Origin of the sequence: Streptomyces sp. NPDC004126, assembly GCF_050275515.1 — a bacterium.
In the GTDB taxonomy this organism is placed as follows: domain Bacteria; phylum Actinomycetota; class Actinomycetes; order Streptomycetales; family Streptomycetaceae; genus Streptomyces.
On the sequence record NZ_JBNNPF010000030.1, the window covers coordinates 21,179 to 42,612 of the forward strand.

Annotated in this window: 21 protein-coding genes; 14 read left to right on the forward strand and 7 right to left on the reverse strand. The window is 73.9% G+C overall.

The window, feature by feature from the left end; all coding sequences use genetic code 11:
• The first annotated feature begins 1 nt into the window (after nucleotide 1).
• Genes ACQKM2_RS25755 through ACQKM2_RS25770 form a run of 4 tightly spaced genes read left to right on the forward strand, consistent with a single transcriptional unit; the run spans nucleotide 2 to nucleotide 4,137 of the window.
• A complete protein-coding gene (locus ACQKM2_RS25755; RefSeq protein ID WP_427713729.1) occupies nucleotides 2-1,042 on the forward strand; it encodes a 3-oxoacyl-ACP synthase III family protein in 1,041 nt (346 codons plus the stop codon).
• Complete coding sequence (locus ACQKM2_RS25760; protein ID WP_427713731.1) at nucleotides 1,039-3,024, forward strand: HAD-IIIC family phosphatase; 1,986 nt, start codon at nucleotides 1,039-1,041, stop codon at nucleotides 3,022-3,024. The genes ACQKM2_RS25755 and ACQKM2_RS25760 overlap by 4 nt, the downstream gene beginning before the upstream one ends.
• Complete coding sequence (locus ACQKM2_RS25765; protein WP_427713733.1) at nucleotides 3,011-3,292, forward strand: acyl carrier protein; 282 nt, start codon at nucleotides 3,011-3,013, stop codon at nucleotides 3,290-3,292. The genes ACQKM2_RS25760 and ACQKM2_RS25765 overlap by 14 nt, the downstream gene beginning before the upstream one ends.
• Nucleotides 3,289-4,137, forward strand: a complete 849-nt coding sequence (locus ACQKM2_RS25770; RefSeq protein ID WP_427713735.1) for a 4'-phosphopantetheinyl transferase family protein — start codon at nucleotides 3,289-3,291, stop codon at nucleotides 4,135-4,137. The genes ACQKM2_RS25765 and ACQKM2_RS25770 overlap by 4 nt, the downstream gene beginning before the upstream one ends.
• 6 nt (nucleotides 4,138-4,143) lie before the next feature.
• Here ACQKM2_RS25770 and ACQKM2_RS25775 read toward each other — a convergent pair whose 3' ends face one another.
• Nucleotides 4,144-5,136, reverse strand: coding sequence for an AfsA-related hotdog domain-containing protein (locus ACQKM2_RS25775; protein WP_427713736.1), 993 nt, complete (start codon nucleotides 5,134-5,136; stop codon nucleotides 4,144-4,146).
• A gap of 105 nt (nucleotides 5,137-5,241) precedes the next feature.
• Nucleotides 5,242-6,324 carry a LuxR C-terminal-related transcriptional regulator gene (locus ACQKM2_RS25780; RefSeq protein WP_427713738.1) on the reverse strand — a complete coding sequence of 361 codons (1,083 nt, stop codon included), beginning with the start codon at nucleotides 6,322-6,324 and terminating at the stop codon, nucleotides 5,242-5,244.
• Between the two features lie 196 nt (nucleotides 6,325-6,520).
• On the opposite strand from ACQKM2_RS25780, the gene ACQKM2_RS25785 reads away from it, so the two are divergent.
• Nucleotides 6,521-6,664, forward strand: coding sequence for a hypothetical protein (locus ACQKM2_RS25785; RefSeq protein WP_165365101.1), 144 nt, complete (start codon nucleotides 6,521-6,523; stop codon nucleotides 6,662-6,664).
• 198 nt (nucleotides 6,665-6,862) lie between these two features.
• On the opposite strand, the gene ACQKM2_RS25790 is transcribed toward ACQKM2_RS25785, so the two are convergent.
• Entirely contained in the window at nucleotides 6,863-9,178 is a 2,316-nt protein-coding gene (locus ACQKM2_RS25790; protein ID WP_427713740.1) for an AAA family ATPase, read from the reverse strand.
• Nucleotides 9,179-9,428: 250 nt separating this feature from the next.
• Here ACQKM2_RS25790 and ACQKM2_RS25795 point away from each other — a divergent pair, with 250 nt between their 5' ends.
• Nucleotides 9,429-10,880, forward strand: coding sequence for an MFS transporter (locus ACQKM2_RS25795; protein WP_427713742.1), 1,452 nt, complete (start codon nucleotides 9,429-9,431; stop codon nucleotides 10,878-10,880).
• Here ACQKM2_RS25795 and ACQKM2_RS25800 read toward each other — a convergent pair.
• Both ACQKM2_RS25800 and ccrA read right to left on the reverse strand, forming a co-directional pair.
• Nucleotides 10,843-11,868, reverse strand: a complete 1,026-nt coding sequence (locus ACQKM2_RS25800) for an AIR synthase-related protein (protein ID WP_427713743.1) — start codon at nucleotides 11,866-11,868, stop codon at nucleotides 10,843-10,845. The two genes, ACQKM2_RS25795 and ACQKM2_RS25800, sit on opposite strands and share 38 nt — an antisense overlap.
• Complete coding sequence (ccrA, locus tag ACQKM2_RS25805) at nucleotides 11,865-13,247, reverse strand: crotonyl-CoA carboxylase/reductase (RefSeq protein ID WP_427713746.1); 1,383 nt, start codon at nucleotides 13,245-13,247, stop codon at nucleotides 11,865-11,867. Before ccrA ends, ACQKM2_RS25800 begins: the two co-directional genes overlap by 4 nt.
• A 234-nt stretch (nucleotides 13,248-13,481) precedes the next feature.
• Here ccrA and ACQKM2_RS25810 point away from each other — a divergent pair, with 234 nt between their 5' ends.
• The 5 genes from ACQKM2_RS25810 (at nucleotide 13,482) to ACQKM2_RS25830 (ending at nucleotide 17,226) form a co-directional block, all read left to right on the forward strand.
• Nucleotides 13,482-15,059 (forward strand): acyl-CoA carboxylase subunit beta, encoded by a 1,578-nt coding sequence (locus ACQKM2_RS25810; RefSeq protein WP_427713749.1) that lies wholly within the window; start codon nucleotides 13,482-13,484, stop codon nucleotides 15,057-15,059.
• The gene (locus ACQKM2_RS25815) at nucleotides 15,056-15,262 is read left to right on the forward strand and encodes an acyl-CoA carboxylase epsilon subunit (RefSeq protein WP_427713752.1); all 207 of its coding nucleotides are present in this window, start codon (nucleotides 15,056-15,058) and stop codon (nucleotides 15,260-15,262) included. Before ACQKM2_RS25810 ends, ACQKM2_RS25815 begins: the two co-directional genes overlap by 4 nt.
• 117 nt (nucleotides 15,263-15,379) lie before the next feature.
• Nucleotides 15,380-15,604 carry a DUF5988 family protein gene (locus tag ACQKM2_RS25820; RefSeq protein WP_007269108.1) on the forward strand — a complete coding sequence of 75 codons (225 nt, stop codon included), beginning with the start codon at nucleotides 15,380-15,382 and terminating at the stop codon, nucleotides 15,602-15,604.
• Between the two features lie 189 nt (nucleotides 15,605-15,793).
• A complete protein-coding gene (locus ACQKM2_RS25825) occupies nucleotides 15,794-16,132 on the forward strand; it encodes a DoxX family protein (protein WP_427713754.1) in 339 nt (112 codons plus the stop codon).
• Between the two features lie 83 nt (nucleotides 16,133-16,215).
• A complete protein-coding gene (locus ACQKM2_RS25830; RefSeq protein ID WP_427713757.1) occupies nucleotides 16,216-17,226 on the forward strand; it encodes a glutathione S-transferase family protein in 1,011 nt (336 codons plus the stop codon).
• 66 nt (nucleotides 17,227-17,292) lie between these two features.
• Here the strand turns inward: ACQKM2_RS25830 and ACQKM2_RS25835 are convergent, their stop codons facing one another.
• Nucleotides 17,293-17,499, reverse strand: a complete 207-nt coding sequence (locus ACQKM2_RS25835; RefSeq protein ID WP_427713759.1) for a hypothetical protein — start codon at nucleotides 17,497-17,499, stop codon at nucleotides 17,293-17,295.
• A 347-nt stretch (nucleotides 17,500-17,846) separates the two neighbouring features.
• Between ACQKM2_RS25835 and ACQKM2_RS25840 the strand changes: the two genes are divergently transcribed.
• The 3 genes from ACQKM2_RS25840 (at nucleotide 17,847) to ACQKM2_RS25850 (ending at nucleotide 20,182) form a co-directional block, all read left to right on the forward strand.
• Entirely contained in the window at nucleotides 17,847-19,088 is a 1,242-nt protein-coding gene (locus ACQKM2_RS25840) for a helix-turn-helix domain-containing protein (protein ID WP_427713762.1), read from the forward strand.
• The gene (locus tag ACQKM2_RS25845; RefSeq protein WP_427713765.1) at nucleotides 19,079-19,582 is read left to right on the forward strand and encodes a GNAT family N-acetyltransferase; all 504 of its coding nucleotides are present in this window, start codon (nucleotides 19,079-19,081) and stop codon (nucleotides 19,580-19,582) included. The genes ACQKM2_RS25840 and ACQKM2_RS25845 overlap by 10 nt, the downstream gene beginning before the upstream one ends.
• A 66-nt stretch (nucleotides 19,583-19,648) precedes the next feature.
• The gene (locus ACQKM2_RS25850; RefSeq protein WP_427713767.1) at nucleotides 19,649-20,182 is read left to right on the forward strand and encodes a GNAT family N-acetyltransferase; all 534 of its coding nucleotides are present in this window, start codon (nucleotides 19,649-19,651) and stop codon (nucleotides 20,180-20,182) included.
• A gap of 86 nt (nucleotides 20,183-20,268) precedes the next feature.
• Here the strand turns inward: ACQKM2_RS25850 and ACQKM2_RS25855 are convergent, their stop codons facing one another.
• On the reverse strand, nucleotides 20,269-21,339 hold the full coding sequence (locus tag ACQKM2_RS25855; protein ID WP_427713768.1) for a saccharopine dehydrogenase: 1,071 nt from the start codon (nucleotides 21,337-21,339) through the stop codon (nucleotides 20,269-20,271).
• Between the last annotated feature and the right edge of the window lie 95 nt (nucleotides 21,340-21,434).

Genomic DNA, 21,434 nt, shown 5'->3' on the forward strand with positions numbered 1-21,434 from the left:
AGTGACCGAGACCGCCCTGTACGTCGTGGGCACGGGCACCGCCCTGCCCGGCGACCCGGTGGACAACACCACGCTGGGCAAGGTGTTCGGGATCAGCGAGGAGTGGATCGACCTCTTCGTGGGGACGCGCAGCCGCCACTTCTGCTGGGACCTGGGCACCGGCACCCTCACCCACAGCCTCGCCGACCTGTGCGCCGAGGCCGCCGGGCGCGCCCTGGCGGGCTCCGGACTCGCCCCCGCCGACCTCGACTTCCTGATCCTGGCCACCGCCACGCCCGACACCCTGCTGCCCACCACCGCGACGGTGGTGGCCGACCGGCTGGGCCTCAGCCACCTGCCCGCCTTCCAGCTGCAGGCGGGCTGCTCGGGCGCCGTGCAGGCGCTGGACGTGGCCCGCGCACTGCTCGCGGGCGGCCACCGTGCGGGCCTCGTCGTCGGCGGGGACGTCACCGACCGGTTCCTGGACCCCGGCCGCGAGGCGGTCAGCCTGCCCACCGAGGAGCTCGTCAACTACGTGCTGTTCGGCGACGGGGCGGGCGCGGCCGTGGTGGCCTCGGAGCCCGTCGGCGAGGCCATCGCCGTACGCGGTCTGCTGCACCGTTTCACCGGGCGGGGCCGCGCCCCCGGCCAGATCGTCGACTGGCAGGGCGTGGCCCGCCACAGCTCGGGCCGGCAGATGCTGTTCGAGGACTACAAGGCCATCGAGGAGAGCGTCCCCGCCATGGCCTCGGAGATCTTCTGGGAGCTGCTGACCTCCTCCGGCTGGTGCCGCGAGGACCTCGACTACGTCCTGCCCCCGCAGCTCTCGGGCCGGATGACGGCCCGGATCACCGAGCACCTGGACGTACCGGAGCTGCGTGAGGTGTCCTGCGTGGCCGACACCGGGAACACCGGCAACGCCCTGCCGCTGATCCAGCTCGACCGGCTCGCCGGGGAGCTGGGCGACGGCGAGCGGGCGCTGGCCGTGGTGGTCGAGTCCAGCAAGTGGATCAAGGGCGGCCTGGCGCTGGAGCGGGTCCCGGAGACGGACGGCACCGGATGACCGCCTCCCCCGCCTCCCCCGCCACCGCCGCCACCGCCGCCACCGTGCCCGCGGGTCCCGCGGCGCCCCCCGACCCGGTGCGGGAGCTGCGCGCCCTGCGCCGGGCGGGCCGGCTCGCCGCGCAATGGCCCCGCGTCGCTCCGCTGCTGGCCGAGCTGACCGACCACGGGGACCGGGAGCCCGAGGCCGTCCGCACCGACCTGGTGCGGGCCGGCCGGGTCCTCGCCGCGGTCCCGGCCGACGACGTCCTCGCCCACCACCCGGACACCCCCCGGGTCACGGTGGCCGTCACCGGGCACTCCACCCTGGTCCAGCTCACCGACCCGCTGGTCGCCGAGCTGGCCCGGCACGGGCTGCTCCCCCAGGTGCTGTCCGGGGACCACGGCGCCTACCTGCGCGACCTGCTCGACGGCGGCGAACTGCGCCGCCGGCGGCCCGACCTGACGCTGTGCGTGCTCGACGCGGGTGCCGTCTTCGACGAGCTCCCGGAGCCGTGGACCTGGCAGGACGCGGAGGCCGGCTGCGCCCGGCTGCTGGAGCGGCTGCGCGCGGTCGCCGCCGCGCACGCCGCGGACCCCGCGGGTCCGCTCGTCCTGAACACCCTGCCCCTGCCCCGGATCCGGCTCCAGCAGCTCGTCGGTCAGCGGGAGCGGGCCCTGCTCGCGGCGGTGTGGCGGGAGTTCAACGCCCGGCTGCTGCGGCTGGCCGCCGAGCACCCGACGGTGGCCGTGGTCGACCTGGAGCCGCTGATCGCCGACGGCGGCCCGGCCGCCGACCCGCGCCTGGCCCTGTACACGCACGCCCCGTACACCGAGCAGCTGCTCGCCGCCTACGCCCGGGAGGCCGTGCACGTGCTGCGCGCCCACCGGGGCATGACCCGCAAGTGCCTGGTCCTGGACCTGGACGACACCCTGTGGGCGGGGATCCTCGGCGACGACGGCCCCGAGGGGATCACCGCCGCCGCCGGCACCCTGGCCGGGGAGCCGCACGCGGCCCTGCAGCGGACCGCGCGGCAGCTCGCCGCCCAGGGGGTGCTGCTCGCGATCAGCAGCAAGAACGATTCCGCTCCGGTCCTCGGGGTGCTCCGCGACCACCCGGACATGGTGCTGCGCGAGCGGGACTTCGTACGCGTCCACGCCAACTGGGAGCCCAAGGACGGGAATCTGCGGGACATCGCCGCCGCGCTCGGCATCGGCGCCGACGCGCTGGTCTTCGCCGACGACTCCCCCGCCGAGCGCGCCCTGGTGCGGGCCCGGCTGCCCGCCGCCGCCGTGGTGCCGCTGGGCACGGAACCGGCCCTGCACGTCACCCGGCTGCTGGCCGACGGCTGGTTCGACACCCCCCGGCTGACCGGCGACGACCTCGCCCGGACCGCCCGCTACCACGAGGCGGCCGCCCGCGCGGAGCTGGAGCACGGCAGCGGATCGTACGAGGAGTACCTGCGCGGTCTGGGCGTCCGCGTCCGGATCGCGCCGCCGCGGCCGCACGAGCGGGACCGGATCGTCCAGCTGTCGCTGCGCACCAACCAGTTCAACCTGACCGGCGAGCGGCTCGGCGCGGAGCGCGTCGCCGCCCTCGCCGCCGACCGGGCGGGCCTGCTGCTCGGGGTGCACGTCGGCGACCGGTTCGGCGACAGCGGCCTGGCGGGCGCGGTCCTCGGCCGGTACGCGGACGACGGGCTGCACCTGGACGGCTTCTGGCTCAGCTGCCGGGTGTTCGCGCGCGGGGTCGAGCAGGCCGTCCTCGCGACCCTGCTGGCGCACGCGGCCGCCCGCGGCCTGCCGGCCGTGCACGCCCGCTACCGGCCGACCGCCAAGAACGGCAGGGCGGCCGGCTTCTACCCCTCACTGGGCTTCACCGAGACCGCCGGGGACCCCGACGGCTCGCTGCACTACCGCCACGACCTGGCGCAGCTGCCCCCCGTACCCGACCACCTGACCACCGATCCGCGCCTCGGAGGGGACGACGATGAGCCTGCCTGAACCACCCGCTGATCTTCCGGGCTTCCTCGCCCTGATCGGCGACGAACTGGGACTGGAGCTGACCGAGGAGCAGGCCCGCGCCGACCTGGACGCCCTGCCGTCCTGGGACTCCGTGCACCTGCTCCGGCTGGTCATGCTGATCGAGCAGGAGACGGGGAGCCGCGTGCCCGTCTCCGCCGTGCTGCGGGCCCGCAGCATCGCGCAGATCCACACCGAGGTCCTGGCCGCTGCCGGCGCCCGGCCCGTGCCCCGGGGCGGTGCGCTGTGAACGCTGCGGCGTCCCTGCCGCCGGGCGAGCCGATCGCGGTGCGCGCCGAGGGCACCGACTGGGAGGCGGTCCGCGCGGACCTGCGCGCCCACGGGACGGCCCTGGTGCACGGCACCCTCGCGGACTGGCGTCCCCGGGACCCCGACGGGCCCGCGCTGCGCGCCGTGCTGGGCCGCGACTGGGCCCGCTACAGCGGCATGGCGCACGAGGACATCCGGGAGCGGTACGCGGCCTCGCGCCGGCTCCTCAAGCACGCGGCCGCGGCGGCCCTGCACGCCGACGCGGCGGACCTCGAACTCACCTACGGGCCCACCGGGCGGCCGTACCTGCGCGGCTGCGACCAGATCGACATCAGCCTCAGCCACACCGGGGACCTGCTGCTGGTGGGCCTGACGACGCGCGGGCTCGTCGGTGTCGACGCGGAGCTCGCGGACCGCCAGATCTACAGCAAGGGCCTGGACCGGCACATCTGCACCCCGGCCGAGCGCCTGCACCTCACCGGGCTGGACCCGGCGGACCGCAATCCGCGACTGGTGCGGCTGTGGACCCTGAAGGAGGCCTACAGCAAGGCCATCGGGCAGGGCATGCAGTTCCGGTTCACCGAGTTCGGCTTCGGGCCGGACGACCGACCGGCCCGCGTGCACCGGCCGGACGGCACGCCCGGGTCGGGCACCGAGTGGGCCTTCCGCACGTACGGCCTCGACGTCGGCGGCGTCGCGTTCTGCGTCAGCGCGGCCGTGTACGACGCGGGGCTGGGCCGGACCCTGGACACCGAGATCACCACGATGCTCGACTCCGAGGCCGCCGAGGCCCTGGGGCTGGCGCTGCGGGCCGCCGCCCGCTGACTCCGGTCAGTGGTCCTCGACGACCACGGTGGTCGCCTCCACGACGGTGCGGCCGGCCTGGGTGAGGGTCAGGGTGAGGGGTGCGGTGCGCCGGCCCGCGGCGTCCCGTCCCGGTCTGCCGGTCACCGCGGCGCAGCGCAGCGGCAGGTCGGCCTCGGCGTATCCGCGGACGTGGACCTGGAGCGAGGCGAGGGCACTGCGCCCGGGTTCGAGGCAGTGGCCGCGTCCCACGGCCAGCAGGGAGGTCTGGCGCAGGGATTCCAGCAGCGCCGGCGCGGGCACGTGGCCGTCGCGCGCGGCGCTCCCGCCGAGCCAGTGCGGGGGCACGGACACCCCGACGGACAGCCGGCCGTCGCGGGGTCCGGAGGGGCCGTGCAGCAGGACGTTGGCCGGATCGCGGCGCCCCACCTCCTCGGCGTCGACCGGGGCGCCGGCGGGGGCCGGGCGGTCCTCTCCGGCGGCCGAGGAGAGCGCGGCCAGCCGGCTGTGCTCGCGGTGGTTGCGGTGCACCATCGGGGCGAGGAAGACCAGGTTCGCGGTGCCCGTGCCGCAGGGCACGTCGTCGATCTCCAGGGCGGTGCGGAACTCCAGTGCGCGGGGCACCCCGTCGATGACCTTGTCGGGGCGGACGCTCATCGTGGTGGCCAGCCGCGCGGGCGCGGCCCCGGGCCGGGTGCGCCACGGTCCGATGTCACCGGTCTCGATGCCCACCCGGTAGAAGATGCCCGTGCGGTTCCCGGGCACCCGGAAGTGGGTGCGGCCGATGAACTCGCCGACCTCGCGGAGCATGTCGGCCGCCGCCACCACGTCGTGGAAGTGCGCCGGGCCGTCGTCGAACAGCGGGTGGCCGGAGGTCAGGTCGCCCAGCAGGACGAACTCCTCCGCCACGGGCGGCGCGGCGGCACCGCCGTGCCGCTCCCAGGGCTGCGGACGGTGCACCAGGTGCCGCGCGGCGGCCCTGGCGGCAGTCGGTCCCGCGGCGATGACGGCGGTGTCCATGGCTGGCCCTCCCTCCGGCCCCGCCGGGTGCCGGGGCCGCAGGGACCAGGCTGCCGGGGGTCCGGCGGAGGGAACCAGCCGTGGAAGCTGGCAGGTTGCTGTCCGTCAGCTAGTACCCAGCCCGGCGGCCTCTCCCGCGGCCTCTCCCGCGGCCTCTCCCGAGGGGGAGAAGTCGGCGCCGAGGAGCCCGTAGAGCGCGACGTTGACCCCGGTCTGGAACCTGCTGGTGGACTCCATCTCCTCCATGATCCGGGCGATGTGGCGGCGGCAGGTGCGCACCGACATGCCGAGCCGGCGGGCCACCATCTCGTCCTTGTGGCCCTGTGCCATGAGCCGGATGATCGACCGCTTGAGGTCGTCGGCGATGTCGGTGGCGTCCTCCTCCCCCGGGGTGAACGGCGCGGCCCCCGCCCACATGTGGTCGTAGACCTTGCACAGGAAGGCGACGAGCGTGGGCTCGCGGACCACGATCGCGCCCGGGGAGCGGCCCTCCACGTGCTGCTCGGGCAGGAAGGCGACCTCGCGGTCGTAGATGAGCATCCGGTCGACCAGTTCGTCCGTGGTGCGCACGTCGGCGCCCTCGGCCGTGACCGCGCGCACGTAGTCGGTCGTCGCCAGGTCGCTGCGGACGGTGTGCTGGTACAGGTGCCGGACGTGCACGCCGCGGTGCAGCCGGTCGAGGGTCAGCGGCAGGGCCGTCTCCATGGCGCCGGGCCGGCGTGATCCCCCCGGCTGGGAGGTCAGCAGCTCGACGCGGCAGCGCGTGCCCCAGTCGTCCAGCATCGCCTGGAGCACTCCCACGTCACTGATGACGTCGAACGCCTCCGCCTGATTGCGCCTGCGGCGGGTCTCGAAGTAGGCGGGCAGCAGTCCCAGCATCTGCGTCTTGACGCTGCTCACCGCCTGCTGCATCTCGCGGATCTCGGCCTCGGCCGGGCCCACCAGATCCGCCGCCGCCGCGTCCGGGCTCACCGGGACCAGCTCGTCCGGCCGGCCGGGCATCGGCCGGAGCAGGCGGAGCGTGGTGAGCGCCTCCTCCACCCGGCCGGCCTCCTGCTCCGTCACCCCCAGAGCGGACGCGATCTCCGAACGGACGAAACGCCCCAACAGGACGGCGTGCTGGTAGGCGGACGCGCTCGCGTCGTCCAACTCGCCGAACTCGGACCCGTGTAGGGAACTCCCCGACATCCCGTTTGACACCCCCATGTGCTGACAGGACTTGCTGCCAGGCAACTTTACGCCTGCCCTTTTGGCTTGGACCGGCCGTGACTGCTGGTCAGGATGTTCCTGCAAACGAAAGTTGTCGACACGGGGGTTAGACATGAGCAGCGCATCCATCCGAAATGCCACAACCGCCATCGTTCTCGCGTTCGGCGTATGGGGTATGGCCTGGACCAATGCGGCCCAGGCGTCCGAGGCAGTTACCAAGATCACGGTGACCGCGCCGAAGAACCTCGCCGACCTGCGCGTGAGCGAGGCGGTCGTCAACTGCCCGATGGACGACCGCTGGGAGCTCACCTGCCCCTGAACCTCATCCTTTAGCAGGCCACAAGCGCGCGGGGGCATGATCTGGGGCACGGGCTCCCGGATCCCCCGCCGGTAGAGCCGGACCGTTCGCCCCGCCGGTTTTCGGAAAAGTTTTTCCGAAAACCGGCGGGGCTTCGGCGTGAATAGGCCAAGGGGATATGCAAAACATACCGCCCGTATCACTTGCATCCGGCGGTGGTCAGCGGATATTGGCGCTCATCCCGACGACGTGTGCGACCTGGGTCCGGGAATTCATCCCGAGCTTCTTGAAGATGCGGCTCATATACGTCTCAACGGTCTTCACGCTGATGTCCAGCCGGGCCGCTATCTGCTGGTTCGTACGCCCTTCTCCCACGAGCCCGGTGACGATGCGCTCCCGCTCGCTGAGCAGGGACAGCCGGCTCGCGTCGTGGGGCCCTCCCACGTGCACCCCGGTGCGGTGCTCCGCCTCCCGGGCTGCGGCCGCGAGAGCGGGCACGGCGGTCTGTTCCGCGAGCGCGGCCGCCAGCCGGATGCGCGCCCGCGCCCCCGCGGCGTCCCCGGCGGCCAGCGCGGCCTCCGCGAGTCCCAGGGCCAGCAGCCCCGCCAGATGCGCCTGCCCGTACTCCAGGGCCGCCGCCAGGCCCCGCTCCACGTGCCGGCCCGCCCGCTCGGGCTCGCCCAGCCCGGTTTCGGCCGCCCCCAGCCAGCGCAGCGCCTCCAGGTGCGCGGCCCGCTCCGGCTCCCCGGTCCGCGCCAGCAGCGCGTGCGCCGCGTCCGCCGCGGCCCGGGCCGGTTCGACGTCACCGGCCGCCGCGCAGGCGGCGGCGAGCAGCGCGTACGCGTGCGCCCGCGCCCCGGGATCGTCCGCCGGGGCCGTCCGCAGGGCCTGCTCGGCCGCCGCGCGGGCCTCTCCCGGGTCCGCCCCGGCCGCCGGCTCCAGGGCCAGCGCCGCCCGTTCCGCTTCGGCGGCGGGACCCCCCGGGGGCAGGCCCCCGTCCCCGTCGAGCACCGACCGGGCCCGCGCGTGGCGGCCGCTCCAGCGCAGGGCTCGGGCCTGCCACACCGCCGTGTCGGTCCGGCCGCCGGGCAGCCGGTCCTCGTGCGAGCGCGGTCCGGTCTCCTCGTAGCCGCGCACCGCCTCCTCCAGCCGGCCCGACAGCGCCAGCGCCTTGTTGAGCAGCAGGCGGACCTCCACCGGTACCGGGCCGGTGGCCATCACCCGGCGCAGGGCGGCGGCGGAGCGCGCGGGCCGGGTGTACAGGCCCTCGCGGGCGCTCAGCGCCAGGGCCCGGACGTCCTCCAGGCCGATCCCGGCGGCGTGTTCGAGGTGCGCGGCCAGCGTCCGGCGGGCCGCGGCGGCCCCGGCGTCCTCGTCCCGCGGAGCGTCCCCCGGGGCTTCCCCCGGGGCGTCCTGCGGGCCGGCCGGGGTACCGGCCCCCGCCCTCAGCGCGTCCACGGCGCGCCCCAGCGCCGCACTGCGCCAGCCGGCCCCCGAGGCGTGGTGGACCAGCGCCCGTACCGCCGGACGGACGAAGCGGAACCGCGTTCCGGCCGCGCCGTCGGGCCGGACCAGCCCCTCGCCGTGCAGTTCGTCCAGCCCGGCCAGCGCCTGCTCCAGCGGCACGCCCGCGGTGCGGGCGAGCGCGGCGGCGGTGAACGGGTCGCCGAGCAGGGCGGCGGCGCAGGCGCAGCGCCAGCCCAGCGACGACAGCGTGTGCAGGTCGATCGAGTCGGGCGCGAGCACCGGCGGTACGCCCGTGGCCAGTTCGGCCGTCGCGTGGAAGGACGGGCCCGGCCCGGCGCCCCGGGCCAGGGCGTGCAGCAGCCCCGGCACCCCCGCCGCGTCGCGCAGCACCAGCTCGGCGGCGAGCGGCGGCGTCCCGGGCGGCAGCAGGGCGCGGGCGTCGGCCGGGGGCAGCGGGCCCAGGGCGAGGTGGCGGACGCCGGGCGCGTCGTACGGGACGGCCGCCAGGTGGCGGCCCCCGGGCACGGAGCGGTGCGCGAAGACGGTCAGCACGGAGCCCGTCGGCGGATGCCGGACCAGGTGGTCGAGCAGGTCGAGGACCTCGGGGCCGGCCCGGTGCACGTCGTCCAGGACCAGCAGGGTCCCGCGCTCCCCCAGCAGCCCCAGCAGGAAGCGCAGGGCGCGGACCACCGCGCCGGGGTCGGGCTTCTCACCGGCGCCCGGCAGGGTGGCGAGGGCCGGGAACACCGGCGCGAGCGCACGGGTGCGCGCCTCGCCGAGCCGCTCGAACAACGTGCCGTCGGCGCGGGCCAGATGGTCGTCCAGGGCGTCGGCCACCACCGCGAAGGGCCGGCTCCGGCCCGCCCTGGGCATCCGCCCGGACGCCACCGTCCACCCCTCCTTGTGCGCGGTGGCGGCCAGTTGCCGCAGCAGCCGGCTCTTGCCGCTCCACGGCTCGCCGGTCAGCCGGACGAACCGGGGCCCCTCACCGGCCAGCCGCAGCTCGCGGTAGAGGACCGCGAGGTCCCTCGTCCGGGCCGCTGTCAAAGGTTGCTGCTGGTCAGGCAACGTAATCCCCCTCGTGTGCGCTTTCCCCCTCCGGCAGCCTCGCGGACGGGCGTCACCGCGCACAGGGCCGCCGGACCGTCACTACCTGCATGTCAACTACTGCGGAGGGCCACCCGCGGGACGGGTGCCGGGTGTCGGGGTGTTCCCTGACGGGCCGTCCGGGACGGCCGCCCGGGGACCGCCGCGACCTGCGGAAAAGGGGAGAAGCACCGACTGGTGGGGGCCGGGCCGGCGCGGCGACGATCGGGGCATGTCCGCCCGTACACGTCTCGGTTACGCCTCCGGCTCCCTGGTCACCGGAGCCTTCAACACGCTGCCCGGTCTGCTCCTGCTGCCCTACCTCACCGACACCCTCGGCGTCGGCGCCGCCGCGGCGGGGGCCGTCGTCCTGGTGCCCAAGGTCTGGGACGTGCTGCTCACCCCGTACGCGGGGCGGATCAGCGACCGGACCCGCGGCCGGTGGGGCCCGCGCCGGGGCCACGTCCTGGGCGGCGGCCTCGGTGTGGCCGCGGCCTTCGCCCTGATGTTCGCGGGGGCCGCGCGCGGGTCGGCGGGGGCGCTGTGGGCCGCCGCGGGCTTCCTGCTGACGGCGACCGCGTTCGCGTTCTTCCAGGTGGCGTACGCCGCCCTGCCCGCCGAGATCGCCACGAGCGCACGGGACCGGGTGCGGCTGGTGGGGGGCCGGGTGGCCGGCATCGCCGTCGCCGCCCTGGTCGCCGGATCGGCCGCGCCCGCCGTCGTCGAGGCGGGCGGCGGGGGCCTGTCCGGGCACCGCTGGGCCGGGCTGTTCGGCGCCCTCGTCGTCGCCGTCGGGACGCTCGGGGTGTTCTTCGGGACCTCCGGCGGGTGGCCGCGCAGTGGCGCCGTCCGCCCGGATCGCGGGGCGGGCGCGAGTTCGCGGACACCCCGTGGGGCCACCGCGCCCGGCACGCCGGGCGGCGCCGGGCCCCGCGCCTGGTTCGCCGTGCTCCGCGCCGACCCGCACTTCGCCGCGCTGCTGCGCGGGGCGATGGTCCTCGTCGTCGGCACCGGGGTGCTGCTGGCCGGCTGCCCCTACTACGCCGAACACGTCCTGGGGCGGCCCGCGATGACCGGGGTGCTGGTCGCCGCGTTCGTCCTGCCGAACCTGTTCACCACGGCCCTGTGGTCCCGCGTGGCCGCCCGGCACGGCCACCGGCGGGTGCTCGTCCTGTCCTGCGCCCTGTTCGCCGGGGGCGCCCTGCTGCTGCCGGCCGCGCCCGTCATGCCGGCGTTCTGGGCGCCGGTGGCGCTCCTCGTCGTCGGCACCGGGCACGCGGGGCAGTTGCTGTTCCTCTACGCGATGCTCGCCGAGTGCGCGGCCGGGGACGCCGTCCGCACCGGGCGCAGCCGGGCCGGGGCGATGTCGGGCCTGTTCAGCGCCGGGGAGGCGCTGGGCATGGCCGTCGGGCCGTTCCTGATGGGGCTGGTGCTGCAGGCGTCCGGCTACGTCTCCTCCGACACCGGGCACGCCACCGGCCAGGACTCCGGCACCGCCTGGGGCGTCCTGGCGGGGATGGGGCTGCTCCCGGCGCTGGCCGCGGCGGCCGGACTCGTCCTGCTGCGCGGCTTCCGGCCCGCGGCCGAGACGGTGCCGGCCGACACGGCGCCCGCCGGCCCGGTGCGGGCGGTGGCCGGGGCGGGGTTCACGCCAGCCGGGGGAAGGCCGCCGGTTCGGGCGTGACGAGCACGGGCACCGCTCCGCCCCGGTCGCGCAGCAGCTCGACCGGGGCGGCGCCGTCCGCGACGACCGTGCCGATCTCCGCGGCGAACCGCCCGTACGGGTGGGTGCGCAGCGCGGCCAGGACACCGGGGACGGCGTCCGGCGCGACGAGCAGGCACAGGCAGCTCTCGCTGGAGGCGTGCAGCGGGTCGACGGCCATGGCCTCCAGGGCCATCCGGGCCTCGTACTGCACGGGCAGCGCGCTCTCCTCGACGCGCAGGGTGTGGCCCAGTTCGCGGGCGTACGCGTGCAGCGCGGCGGCGAGGCCGCCGCGCGCCACGGTGCGTACGGCCCGGATCCCGTCGCCGGACGCGGCCGCGCGGGCCCGTTCGAGCAGTCCGGCCAGCGGCGCGCAGCCGCTGGGGACGAGGCTCTCGAACCCGAGGCCGCGGCGCACCGACAGGATGTGGGCGCCGTGTCCGCCGAGCGGGGCGCTGAGCAGGACGCGGTCCCCGGGGCGGGCGCCCGGGGTGTGCGGCGGGGCGCCGTGGAAGGCGCCGATGCCGGTGGTGTGCAGGTAGACCTGGTCCGCCTCGCCGGCGCGCACGACCCGGACGTCCACGCCGGCGACCACCACGTCGGCCTCGCGGGCGGCGTCGCGCACGGAGCGGGCCAGGCGGTGCAGGCGCTCCAGCGGCAGGCCCGCCTCGACGACCGCCGACAGGGTCAGGGCGAGGGGGCGGGCGCCGGCGGCGGCGAGTTCGTTGACGGTGGCGCAGACGGCGACCCGCCCGATGTCGCCGCTGCCGTAGAACGGCGGGTCGACGACGTGGGCGCCGCTCACCACGGCGGGCGGGTGCGGGCCGAGGGGCGGGCAGGCGCCGCGCACCTCCGCGAGGACGTCCTCCAGCAGGGCGCGCAGCTCACCGCCCGGGGGGAGCTCGTCGTCGTGGGCGAGGGCCACCTGGCCGCCGGGGACGGCGGCCCCGGCGGCCCTCGTCCCCGTCATCCGGTTTCCGGCAGCGTACGGCCGTCGCGGAAGCGGTTGATCGCGTCGAGGTGCCGGGCGCGCTTCTCGTGGTCGCGGACGCCGAGGCCTTCCTCGGGGGCGAGGGCGAGGACGCCGACCTTGCCCTGGTGGAGGTTGCGGTGGACGTCGTAGGAGGCCTGGCCGGTCTCCTCCAGCGGGTAGACCTTGGAGAGGGTGGGGTGGATCTTGCCCTTGGTGATGAGGCGGTTGGCCTCCCAGGCCTCGCGGTAGTTCGCGAAGTGCGAGCCGACGATCCGCTTGAGGGACATCCACAGGTAGCGGTTGTCGTACTCGTGCATGTAGCCCGAGGTCGAGGCGCAGGTGACGATGGTGCCGCCCTTGCGGGTGACGTAGACGGACGCGCCGAAGGTCTCGCGGCCCGGGTGCTCGAAGACGATGTCCACGTCCTCGCCGCCGGTCAGCTCGCGGATCCGCTTGCCGAAGCGCTTCCACTCGCGCGGGTCCTGGGTGCGCTCGTCCTTCCAGAACCTGTAGCCCTCGGCGTTGCGGTCGATGACCGCCTCGGCGCCCATGGCCCGGCAGATGTCGGCCTTCTCCGGGGAGGAGACGACGCAGATCGGGTTGGCGCCGCCCGCCAGGGCCAGCTGGGTGGCGTAGGAGCCGAGGCCGCCGCTGGCGCCCCAGATCAGGACGTTGTCGCCCTGCTTCATGCCGGCGCCGTTGCGGGAGACCAGTTGGCGGTAGGCGGTGGAGTTGACCAGGCCCGGGGAGGCGGCCTCCTCCCAGGTGAGGTGGCGCGCCTTGGGCATCAGCTGGTTGGACTTGACGAGGGCGATCTCCGCCAGGCCGCCGAAGTTGGTCTCGAAGCCCCAGATGCGCTGCTCGGGGTCGAGCATCGTGTCGTTGTGCCCGTCGGCCGATTCCAGCTCCACGGACAGACAGTGCGCGACGACCTCGTCGCCGGGGTGCCAGCGGTTGACGCCGGGGCCGGTGCGCAGCACGACGCCGGCGAGGTCGGAGCCGAGGATGTGGTACGGCAGGTCGTGGCGCGCCGCGAGCGGGGACATCCTGCCGTAGCGCTCCAGGAAGCCGAAGGTCGGCAGCGGCTCGAAGATCGAGCTCCAGACGGTGTTGTAGTTGACCGATGAGGCCATGACGGCCACCAGGGCCTCGCCGGGCCCGAGTTCGGGCAGCGGTACCTGCTCGACGTGCAGGGACTTGCGGGAGTCGCGGTCGCGGGTCGCGATGCCCGCGAACATGTCCGTCTCCGACTTGTGCACGGTCACCGCACGGTACGACTCGGGCAGCGGCAGGGCCGCGAAGTCGGCGGCGGTGACAGCGGGAGTTCCGCTGCCAGATGCGGTCGACGCGGCGATCGCGTCGAGGATTTCCTTCACAGAGGCCTCCGGCGGTTCGGACGTGACGTTCCACTGATACGCATCCCGGCCACCGAAGTCCCGGTCGCGGCGCATGCAGTGGGGTCCGCACGGGCGAGGTAGGGGTGCCCCGGACCGCGTGCGGAGCGTGCGGCGGGTCCCGGCGGCGGCGTGCAAGCCCGGCTTTAGCCCGGCGCCGGACGCTCGTCGCCGCGCACCGGCCGGACCGGCGCGTCCGCGACGAAAGGGGCCCTCATGAGCACCCAGGAGGAGATCCGGTACTCGTCCCTGAGGGAACGCACGGCGGAGCTCGCCGTCCTGCGGGAGCAGGTGGTACGGGGTCCGAGCGAGAAGGCGACCGAGGCCCAGCACTCCAAGGGGAAGCTGACCGCCCGCGAACGCCTCGAACTCCTCTTCGACGAGGGGACGTTCACCGAGATCGAAGGGCTGCGCCGGCACCGTGCCACCGGCTTCGGCCTGGAGTACAAGAAGCCGCACACCGACGGCGTGATCACGGGGTGGGGGCTGGTCCACGGCCGGACCGCCTTCGCGTACGCCCACGACTTCCGGATCTTCGGCGGCGCACTGGGCGAGGCCCATGCCCAGAAGATCCACAAGCTGATGGACCTCGCCGAGACCACCGGGGCGCCCCTGGTGGGCCTGTGCGACGGGGCCGGCGCCCGCATCCAGGAGGGCGTCACCGCGCTCGCCGGGTACGGCGGCATCTTCACCCGCAACGTGCGCAGCTCCGGGGTGATCCCGCAGATCTCCGTGGTCATGGGCCCGTGCGCCGGCGGGGCCGCGTACTCCCCGGCGCTGACGGACTTCGTCTTCATGGTCCGCGGGACCTCGCAGATGTTCATCACGGGACCCGACGTGGTCCAGGCGGTCACCGGCGAGGCCGTCACCAGTGAGACCCTCGGCGGGGCCGACAGCCACGCGGGGACCTCCGGCGTCGCGCACTTCGCGTACGACGACGAGGAGAGCGCGCTGGAGGACGTGCGCTACCTGCTGTCGCTGCTGCCCGCCAACAACCGCGAGCTGCCGCCGGCCGGCGACACCGAGGACCCGCCCGGCCGGCGCTGCGAGCGCCTGGCCGACCTGGTGCCGTCGCGCCCCCACCAGTCGTACGACATCCGCGAGGTGATCGAGGAGGTCGTCGACCACGGCGAGCACTTCGAGATCCATGCCGGCTGGGCGCAGAACGTCGTCTGCACCCTCGCCCGGCTCGGCGGGCAGACCGTCGGCATCGTCGCCAACCAGCCCTCCTCCATGGCGGGCGTCCTCGACATCCAGGCGAGCGAGAAGGCCGCGCGGTTCGTGCAGTTCTGCGACGCCTTCAGCATCCCGCTGGTGACGCTGGTCGACGTACCGGGCTTCCTGCCGGGCGTGGGCCAGGAGCACGGCGGGGTGATCCGGCACGGGGCCAAGCTGCTGTACGCGTACTGCAACGCCACCGTGCCGCGGATCTCGCTGATCCTGCGCAAGGCCTACGGCGGCGCGTACATCGTCATGGACTCCCGCTCCATCGGCGCGGACATCGCGCTGGCCTGGCCGTCCAACGAGATCGCCGTGATGGGCGCCGAGGGCGCCGCGAACGTCATCTTCCGCCGCGAGATCGCGGCCTCCGACGATCCCGACGCGGTGCGCCAGATGAAGATCAAGGAATACCAAGCCGAGCTCATGCACCCCTACTACGCCGCGGAACGAGGCCTTGTGGACGACGTCATCGACCCCGCCGAGACCAGGTCCCGGCTCATCGACGCGCTGGAGATGCTGCGCGGCAAGCACGCGCCGCGCCCCAGCCGCAAGCACGGGAACCTCCCCCTGTGAGCCCCGCCGAGGCCCAGCTCCAGCAGGCGGCCTTCCACGTGGTCGGCGGGTCCCCGACTCTGGAGGAGGTCGCCGCCATCGCCATGCTGCTCACCGCCCGGATGATGGGCTCCGAGATCGCCGCGCCCGAGCCGCGGCCGTTCCGCGCCCCTTGGCCCCCGGCCGACGGGGACTTCCGCTCCCCGGGTTCATGGGCGTCGTGAGGCGTACGGTTCCTCCGCTTTCGAACCGGTTTTAGACCGGCTTTAGCGGTACACCCGATCCTGTGCGGCAGGCAGTGAGGCTGCTGCCTCCGCACCCGGCCGAAGGAGACGACGACCATGACAGTGCAGAGCCCGAACGTCATACTCAGCGGCGGACCCTCTTCCAGTGCCGAAGAGCTGGACCGCATCCGCTACGTGGAGGACACCACCGCGAAGGTGAAGGTCCTCAACGGCAACCGGTACGAACACTTCGAGCCCACCGGGGGCACCGTGGTGGACCCGGAGCTGGAGCTCGAACTCCTGGTGTACGCCTACAGCGGCCACACCTACGTCGCCGAGTAGCCGCGGGCCCCGCGCGGAAGGACCCACGGGAGCCGTCCGGGCGCAAAGGCGCGCCGGGGCGGCTCCCGTCGCCCGTGCCGGAGGCGGGACCGGCCCGCCGGGAAAAGTTCCGGCGGGCTGTCACATCCGCGCCGGGCGGCGGGTCACAGGGGTGTCGAAGCAAGCGAGAACGCCCCCGAGGAGCCCCCGATGTCCACCACCGCCACCGTCGTCACCGTCGTCGCCGCCTTCATGGCCGGCTTCTCGGGCGCCTCGATCTTCGCCGGCGCCAAGTTCACCGTCGAGCCGCTCGCCCAGTACGGCGTCCCGCGCAGCTGGTGGAACCTGCTCGCGACCGCCAAGATCGCGGGCGCGCTCGGCCTCCTCGCCGGGTTCTTCGTCCCGGCGGTCGGGATCGCCGCCGCCGTCGGGCTGGTGCTGTACTTCACCGGCGCCGTGATCACGGTCCTGAAGGCCCGCGCCTTCGGCCACGCGGTGTTCCCGATGGTCTACGCCGCCCCCGCCGTCGCCGTCCTCGCCCTGGTCTGAGACCGGGGCGGCTGCGGACGAGGGACGGTCGAGCTCCGGTCGAGCGGTTGCTCGGGGCCGCGGTTCCTGGGTAGGCCCCGGGGATGAGCAACGTACGCCCCGACAAGGGATACACGCGGGACAGCCGGTACATCACCACCCGGATCACCGCCGACGGACGCGACGGCTTCCCCGTGGAGCCCGGCCGCTACCGCCTCGTGGTGAGCCGCGCCTGCCCCTGGGCGCACCGCGCGACGATCGTCCGCCGGCTCCTCGGGCTGGAGAAGGCCCTGCCGCTGGCCGTCGCCGGGCCGACGCACGACAAGCGCAGCTGGACCTTCGACCTGGACCCGGACGGCCGCGACCCGGTGCTGGGGATAGAGCGCCTGCAGGAGGCCTACTTCGCCCGCTTCCCCGACTACGACCGGGGCATCACGGTGCCCGCGATCGTGGACGTGCCGAGCGGCGAGGTGGTCACCAACGACTACGCGCAGATCACCCTGGACATGTCGCTGGAGTGGACGGCGTACCACCGCGAGGGGGCGCCGGAGCTGTACCCGGCGGCGCTGCGGACGGAGATCGACGCGGTCAACGAGGAGATCTACACGGACGTGAACAACGGCGTGTACCGCGCCGGGTTCGCCAAGTCCCAGGAGGCGTACGAGGAGGCGTACGGGGCGCTCTTCGACCGTCTCGACCGGTTCTCGGAGCGGCTGGCGGGCTCCCGCTACCTGGTCGGGGACACGATCACCGAGGCGGACATCCGGCTGTTCACCTCGCTGGTGCGCTTCGACGCCGTCTACCACGGCCACTTCAAGTGCAACCGGCAGCGGCTCTCGGACATGCCGGTGCTGTGGGCGTACGCCCGGGACCTGTTCCAGACGCCCGGCTTCGGGGACACGGTCGACTTCGACCACATCAAGCAGCACTTCTACGTCGTGCACAGCCACATCAACCCGTCCGGGATCGTGCCGGCCGGCCCCGACCCGTCGGGCTGGCTCGAACCGCACGGCCGCGAGGCGCTGGGCGGGCGCCCCTTCGGCGACGGCACCCCGCCCGAGCCGCCCTCCGCCACCGAGGCCGTACCGCCGCTCCTGGCACCGTCGCGCGCCTGAGGCGGCGGACACGTGCGGAGGGGGCGGCCCGCGGCCGCCCCCTCCCCGGGACCGGGTCACGACCCGTCACACGGGCTCGACGTTCCCGACGGCGGTGGTGAACTCCCGCCCGGACGCGCCCCGGATGTACGCGAGCTCGACCCAGCGCTCCATGCCCGTGTCGAAAACGTTCTCGTTGACCACGGCCATCAGCTCCCCCTCGACCCCGGACGCGATGTCGCGTACGCGCGTGCGGAGCAGACGGTGCGGCACGTACTCGTAGCACTCACTCATCCGCCGCCTCCAGCCTCATGCCGAGGAGGAAGTGATCCCAACCTGCCTGCGCCCGCGCGAGCAGGTCCGCACTGGGCAAGGACAGCGGGGCGGTCCCCGTGCCGTCAGGGGTGTCCAGACTCAATACGTCGCGCGGAAGTGGAGTGGTCAAAGCGGCTCCATACCGTTGTGAGCGGGTGGGCGACCGGCCCGAGGTGTTCCCGTTCCGTGTGACCAGTCAAGCGCCGGCGGCCGTGAGGGAACAGGAAGAGCACCTTGCCGCCGCACGCCCGTCGAGCGGAAAACTTTGCGCCTGCTTTACGACCGGCCTGGCGCGGATAGTGAGCATCGGGCTACGTTCCGATGCCATGGCAGCCAACGCCGTGTTGAAGCAGAAGATGCACGAACTCGGCCTCACCCAGGACGAGTTGGCTTCACAGATGAACATCGCTCTGTTGAAGATCATGGGAAGGCCGGGCGAGGTATCGGCACGCACGGTGCGCAACCTGGTGAACGGCTCCACCAGGCGCCCGATCGGCCGTACATGTGCCGCGTTGGAAGCGGTTTTCGGATGCCCCACCACGGATTTAGGGTTCGACCCACCACGTACTGCCGCACCAGCGGAGGACCCAGTGCATCGTCGTACCTTCCTTGTCGCAGCGACCGGAACCGCTGTCGCTGCTGCCGCCCCGGCACGACACACACGGCTGGGGCAGCCCGACGCGGACCGGTTCCACCTGGAGTACACCCACCTGCTGCGCGATGACTCACAGCTCGGCGGTGCCCGGGGGATCGAGCACAAGGCGGTCGAACTGGCGGCTCGCATTCGAGCCTCACTCGCCGGCGGTGGCGCTTCTGAACGCGTCCAGCGCCAGATGTACCGACTCGCATCCGACGTGACGTGCCTGGCCGCCTTCGCCGCCATCGACGCGAGCGCACCCCGACGCGCCCGTGCCCATCTCGACCGGGCATTCACCCTCGCGGGCCTCGCCCGCGACGCCGAGACCATGTACCGGGTCTGGGACCACCTGATGCTCACCTCCAGCCAGCGTGAGGATCACGCCGAGGCGGCGGCCGGCGCGGAGGTGATGAAGCGTTCGTCGGCTGCCCGACGTGATCCGTTGTTCGCGTCGCTCGGATACATGCGGCGGGCCAACGCTCTGGCCAGGCTCTCCCAGCCCTTGGAGTCACTGCACGCCCTGAGCCTGGCCGAGAAAGCGTTCGTACCTGCCCCGCGGGGGAAGCAGTCGGGATGGATCTCGTTCTACAGCCAGGCCGAGTACGACGCCCTGTCGTCGTACGTGTGGACAGCCCTTGGAGACCACGCGAGGGCCGAGTCCTGCCTTCACCGCACTCTCGCCGCCATGCCGGCGGAGATGATCCGGAACAGGGCCCTGTACACGGCACACCTGTCTTTGGCTCAGGCACGACAGGGAGAAGTGGAACTCGCGTGCGCGACCGGACAGCGGGCCTACGGGATGCTGCTGCCGGACTCCGGGTCACAGCGTACGGCGAACACGCTCGCCGGAACCCGCCAAGTCATCGAGGCCACAGGCACGAAGGCGCCTGAGGTCGTGAGCTGGATCGAGGAGTCACGCCGATGGACCTGAAGTGGTACACGCACGCCGACGCACCGGACGTCCGCTCCCTGCTGCTGGACATCCACGACGAGGTGTACGCGAACGTTCCCGACCCGTTCCATTCGCGCGAACGGTTCTCCTACTTCGTCGACCTGTGGTCGGCGCGCGAGGACTGGACGTGTGTCTCAGGCTGGGAGGGCGACGGGCCGGTCGGATACGCCTACGGATCGCAGTTCAAGCCGGGCGGCTGGTGGAAGGGGACGGACCGGCCCAAGGGCGTGCGGGGCCGGATCTTCGCCCTCTCCGAGTTGATGGTGACACCCCAGTGGCAGGGCACGGGCCGCGCACAACGCATCCACGACGCGCTGCTCCATTCCATCGACGGGGACTTCGCGACGCTCCTTGTCGACTCCACCCATACAAAGGTGCAGGCCTTGTACGAGAAGTGGGGCTACGAGAAGCGGGCCGAAGCCCAGCCCTCCGACGACTCCCCCGTCTACGCGGTCATGGTGCGGGATCTGTAATCTCTGGCCGGGGGCCTTCGCCCAGCGCACACAACCCGTCGAAGCAGCAGCACCTGGGGACACCACATGACGACCCGACTGCGCCGGCTCACCGACGTGCGGCAGGCCCGGGGTCCGCTCGTCGAGGCGTACGCCGACGTCCGCGCACCGTTGCTGCACCTGCCGAACTACTCCCTGCGGGCTTTGGCCGAGCGGCTGGAGCGCTACGGCCAGACCCCCGGCTTCGCGGCCGTCCTCGCCTTCGACGCCGGGGACCGGCCGGTCGGGTACGCGTACGGCAACACCGTGGAGGCCGGCGACCTCTGGTGGACGCGCATCGGCGACGACCTGGACACGGAGTACACCCGTGCGCCGACCCTGGCGCTCAGGGAGATCGGCGTGACGGTCGCCCACCGGGGCACCGGCCTGGCCCGGCGGGTCCATGACGAGCTGCTGGCCGGCCGCACGGACCGGTACGCCTCGCTCATGGTCAACCCGGCCGCCGGAGGCGGAAAGGTCCAGCGGGTCTACGAGGCGTGGGGCTACAAGGCGATCGGCCCCGTCCGGCCCGCCCCTGACTCCCCCGTCCTCACGGCGATGGTCCGGCCGTTGCACCCCTGACGTGACGGGCCCAAGACGGCCCAGCTGGTGGATGGGCCCCCGCTTATCCAGTGGACGCGCCGGAGGCCGGCGCCGCGGGCTGCCGGTCAGTGGTCAAGGGGTGCCTCCTGGGCTCGCACGGCCGTCTCGAAGGTGTGCAGGGCGCGGGCCCACACGCCGTCCCACTCGGCCAGCCGCAGCAGGTGCGGGGTGAGTTCGGCGGAGAAGGCGGTGGCGGCCTCCACGGGGAGGAGGGAGGGGAGGTTGTCGATGGCGATCAGGTCGAGGGGGCGTTCGCCCTCGCGGAGGGCGCGGACGGGCCCGGTCCAGGTGGTGGTCTCGTCGTAGACCGGCAGGACGTTGCAGTCGGAGGTGACGTCGCAGGTGACGTCGCTGACCAGGGAGAGCCGGCGGTCGGGGTCGTCGAGGTCGGCCTTGGTCAGGAACGGCGGCACGGGGGTGGTGGTCAGGACGGTGTTGACGAGCAGGTCGTGGGCGAGGAGGGCGCGGCGGTCGAGGTTCCGGGTCTCGGCGAGGTCCCAGCGGGTGGGTTCCAGGCCCGCCTGGACGAGGGCGTCGCAGGCGCCGCGGCCGCAGCGGCCGAGGGCGCCGATGACGAGGGCGGCGGTGGGGTCGGCGGGGTCGGCTCCGGATGCGAGGAGGGCGTCCAGGGCGGGGCGGTCGGTGGGGATCAGGGGGGCGGTGAGGGCTCCGCGGTGGTGCAGGACGGCGAGGGCGGCGCCGACGTAGCCGGCCCAGTAGCCGAACGCGGCGACGCGGCGGCCGGCTTCGTCGGTGAGGTACTCCATGTCGAGCAGGGCTCCGCCGCCGGCGGTGAAGCGGCCGAGCAGTTCGCGGGCGCCGGCCTGCCCCTTGTAGGCGTGGCCGAAGTAGATGTGCCGGTGGCGCAGGGCGGGGGCGCCGGGGCCGGCGGGGAGTTCCTTGAGGCCGAGGACGTACGCGTCGTCGGGGGCCTGCTCGTTCCAGGAGGCGGTGGGGGCGGTGGCGCAGCCGGCGGCGGTGTAGGCGGTGAGGGGGAAGGCGCGGCGGTCCGACTCCTCGACGGTGACGCGGATTCCGGCCGCGACGAGGCGGGCGGCGTCCTCGGGGGTGAGGGGGGCGCGGCGCTCGGTGGGGCGGGCCTCGTGACGCATCCAGAGGTGAAGACTGTCCGACATGGTCCGGTTTGTCCTGTCTGAAGACATAGGGGTGACCGACCCCCGGCCTGATCGCGGCTGCGGGGGCTGCGTCGGCTTCCGTCGGGGACGGCCCG

What these genes read in the sequence shown, in the direction of transcription:
- ACQKM2_RS25760 (WP_427713731.1), top strand. Translation starts at nt 1,039, where the DNA reads ATGACCGCCTCCCCCGCCTCCCCCGCCACCGCCGCCACCGCCGCCACC.
- ACQKM2_RS25765 (WP_427713733.1), top strand. Translation starts at nt 3,011, where the DNA reads ATGAGCCTGCCTGAACCACCCGCTGATCTTCCGGGCTTCCTCGCCCTG.
- ACQKM2_RS25775 (WP_427713736.1), bottom strand. Translation starts at nt 5,136, where the DNA reads ATGGACACCGCCGTCATCGCCGCGGGACCGACTGCCGCCAGGGCCGCC.
- ACQKM2_RS25780 (WP_427713738.1), bottom strand. Translation starts at nt 6,324, where the DNA reads ATGTCGGGGAGTTCCCTACACGGGTCCGAGTTCGGCGAGTTGGACGAC.
- ACQKM2_RS25785 (WP_165365101.1), top strand. Translation starts at nt 6,521, where the DNA reads ATGGCCTGGACCAATGCGGCCCAGGCGTCCGAGGCAGTTACCAAGATC.
- ACQKM2_RS25795 (WP_427713742.1), top strand. Translation starts at nt 9,429, where the DNA reads ATGTCCGCCCGTACACGTCTCGGTTACGCCTCCGGCTCCCTGGTCACC.
- ACQKM2_RS25800 (WP_427713743.1), bottom strand. Translation starts at nt 11,868, where the DNA reads ATGACGGGGACGAGGGCCGCCGGGGCCGCCGTCCCCGGCGGCCAGGTG.
- ACQKM2_RS25810 (WP_427713749.1), top strand. Translation starts at nt 13,482, where the DNA reads ATGAGCACCCAGGAGGAGATCCGGTACTCGTCCCTGAGGGAACGCACG.
- ACQKM2_RS25820 (WP_007269108.1), top strand. Translation starts at nt 15,380, where the DNA reads ATGACAGTGCAGAGCCCGAACGTCATACTCAGCGGCGGACCCTCTTCC.
- ACQKM2_RS25825 (WP_427713754.1), top strand. Translation starts at nt 15,794, where the DNA reads ATGTCCACCACCGCCACCGTCGTCACCGTCGTCGCCGCCTTCATGGCC.
- ACQKM2_RS25830 (WP_427713757.1), top strand. Translation starts at nt 16,216, where the DNA reads ATGAGCAACGTACGCCCCGACAAGGGATACACGCGGGACAGCCGGTAC.
- ACQKM2_RS25835 (WP_427713759.1), bottom strand. Translation starts at nt 17,499, where the DNA reads ATGAGTGAGTGCTACGAGTACGTGCCGCACCGTCTGCTCCGCACGCGC.
- ACQKM2_RS25840 (WP_427713762.1), top strand. Translation starts at nt 17,847, where the DNA reads ATGGCAGCCAACGCCGTGTTGAAGCAGAAGATGCACGAACTCGGCCTC.
- ACQKM2_RS25845 (WP_427713765.1), top strand. Translation starts at nt 19,079, where the DNA reads ATGGACCTGAAGTGGTACACGCACGCCGACGCACCGGACGTCCGCTCC.
- ACQKM2_RS25850 (WP_427713767.1), top strand. Translation starts at nt 19,649, where the DNA reads ATGACGACCCGACTGCGCCGGCTCACCGACGTGCGGCAGGCCCGGGGT.
- ACQKM2_RS25855 (WP_427713768.1), bottom strand. Translation starts at nt 21,339, where the DNA reads ATGTCGGACAGTCTTCACCTCTGGATGCGTCACGAGGCCCGCCCCACC.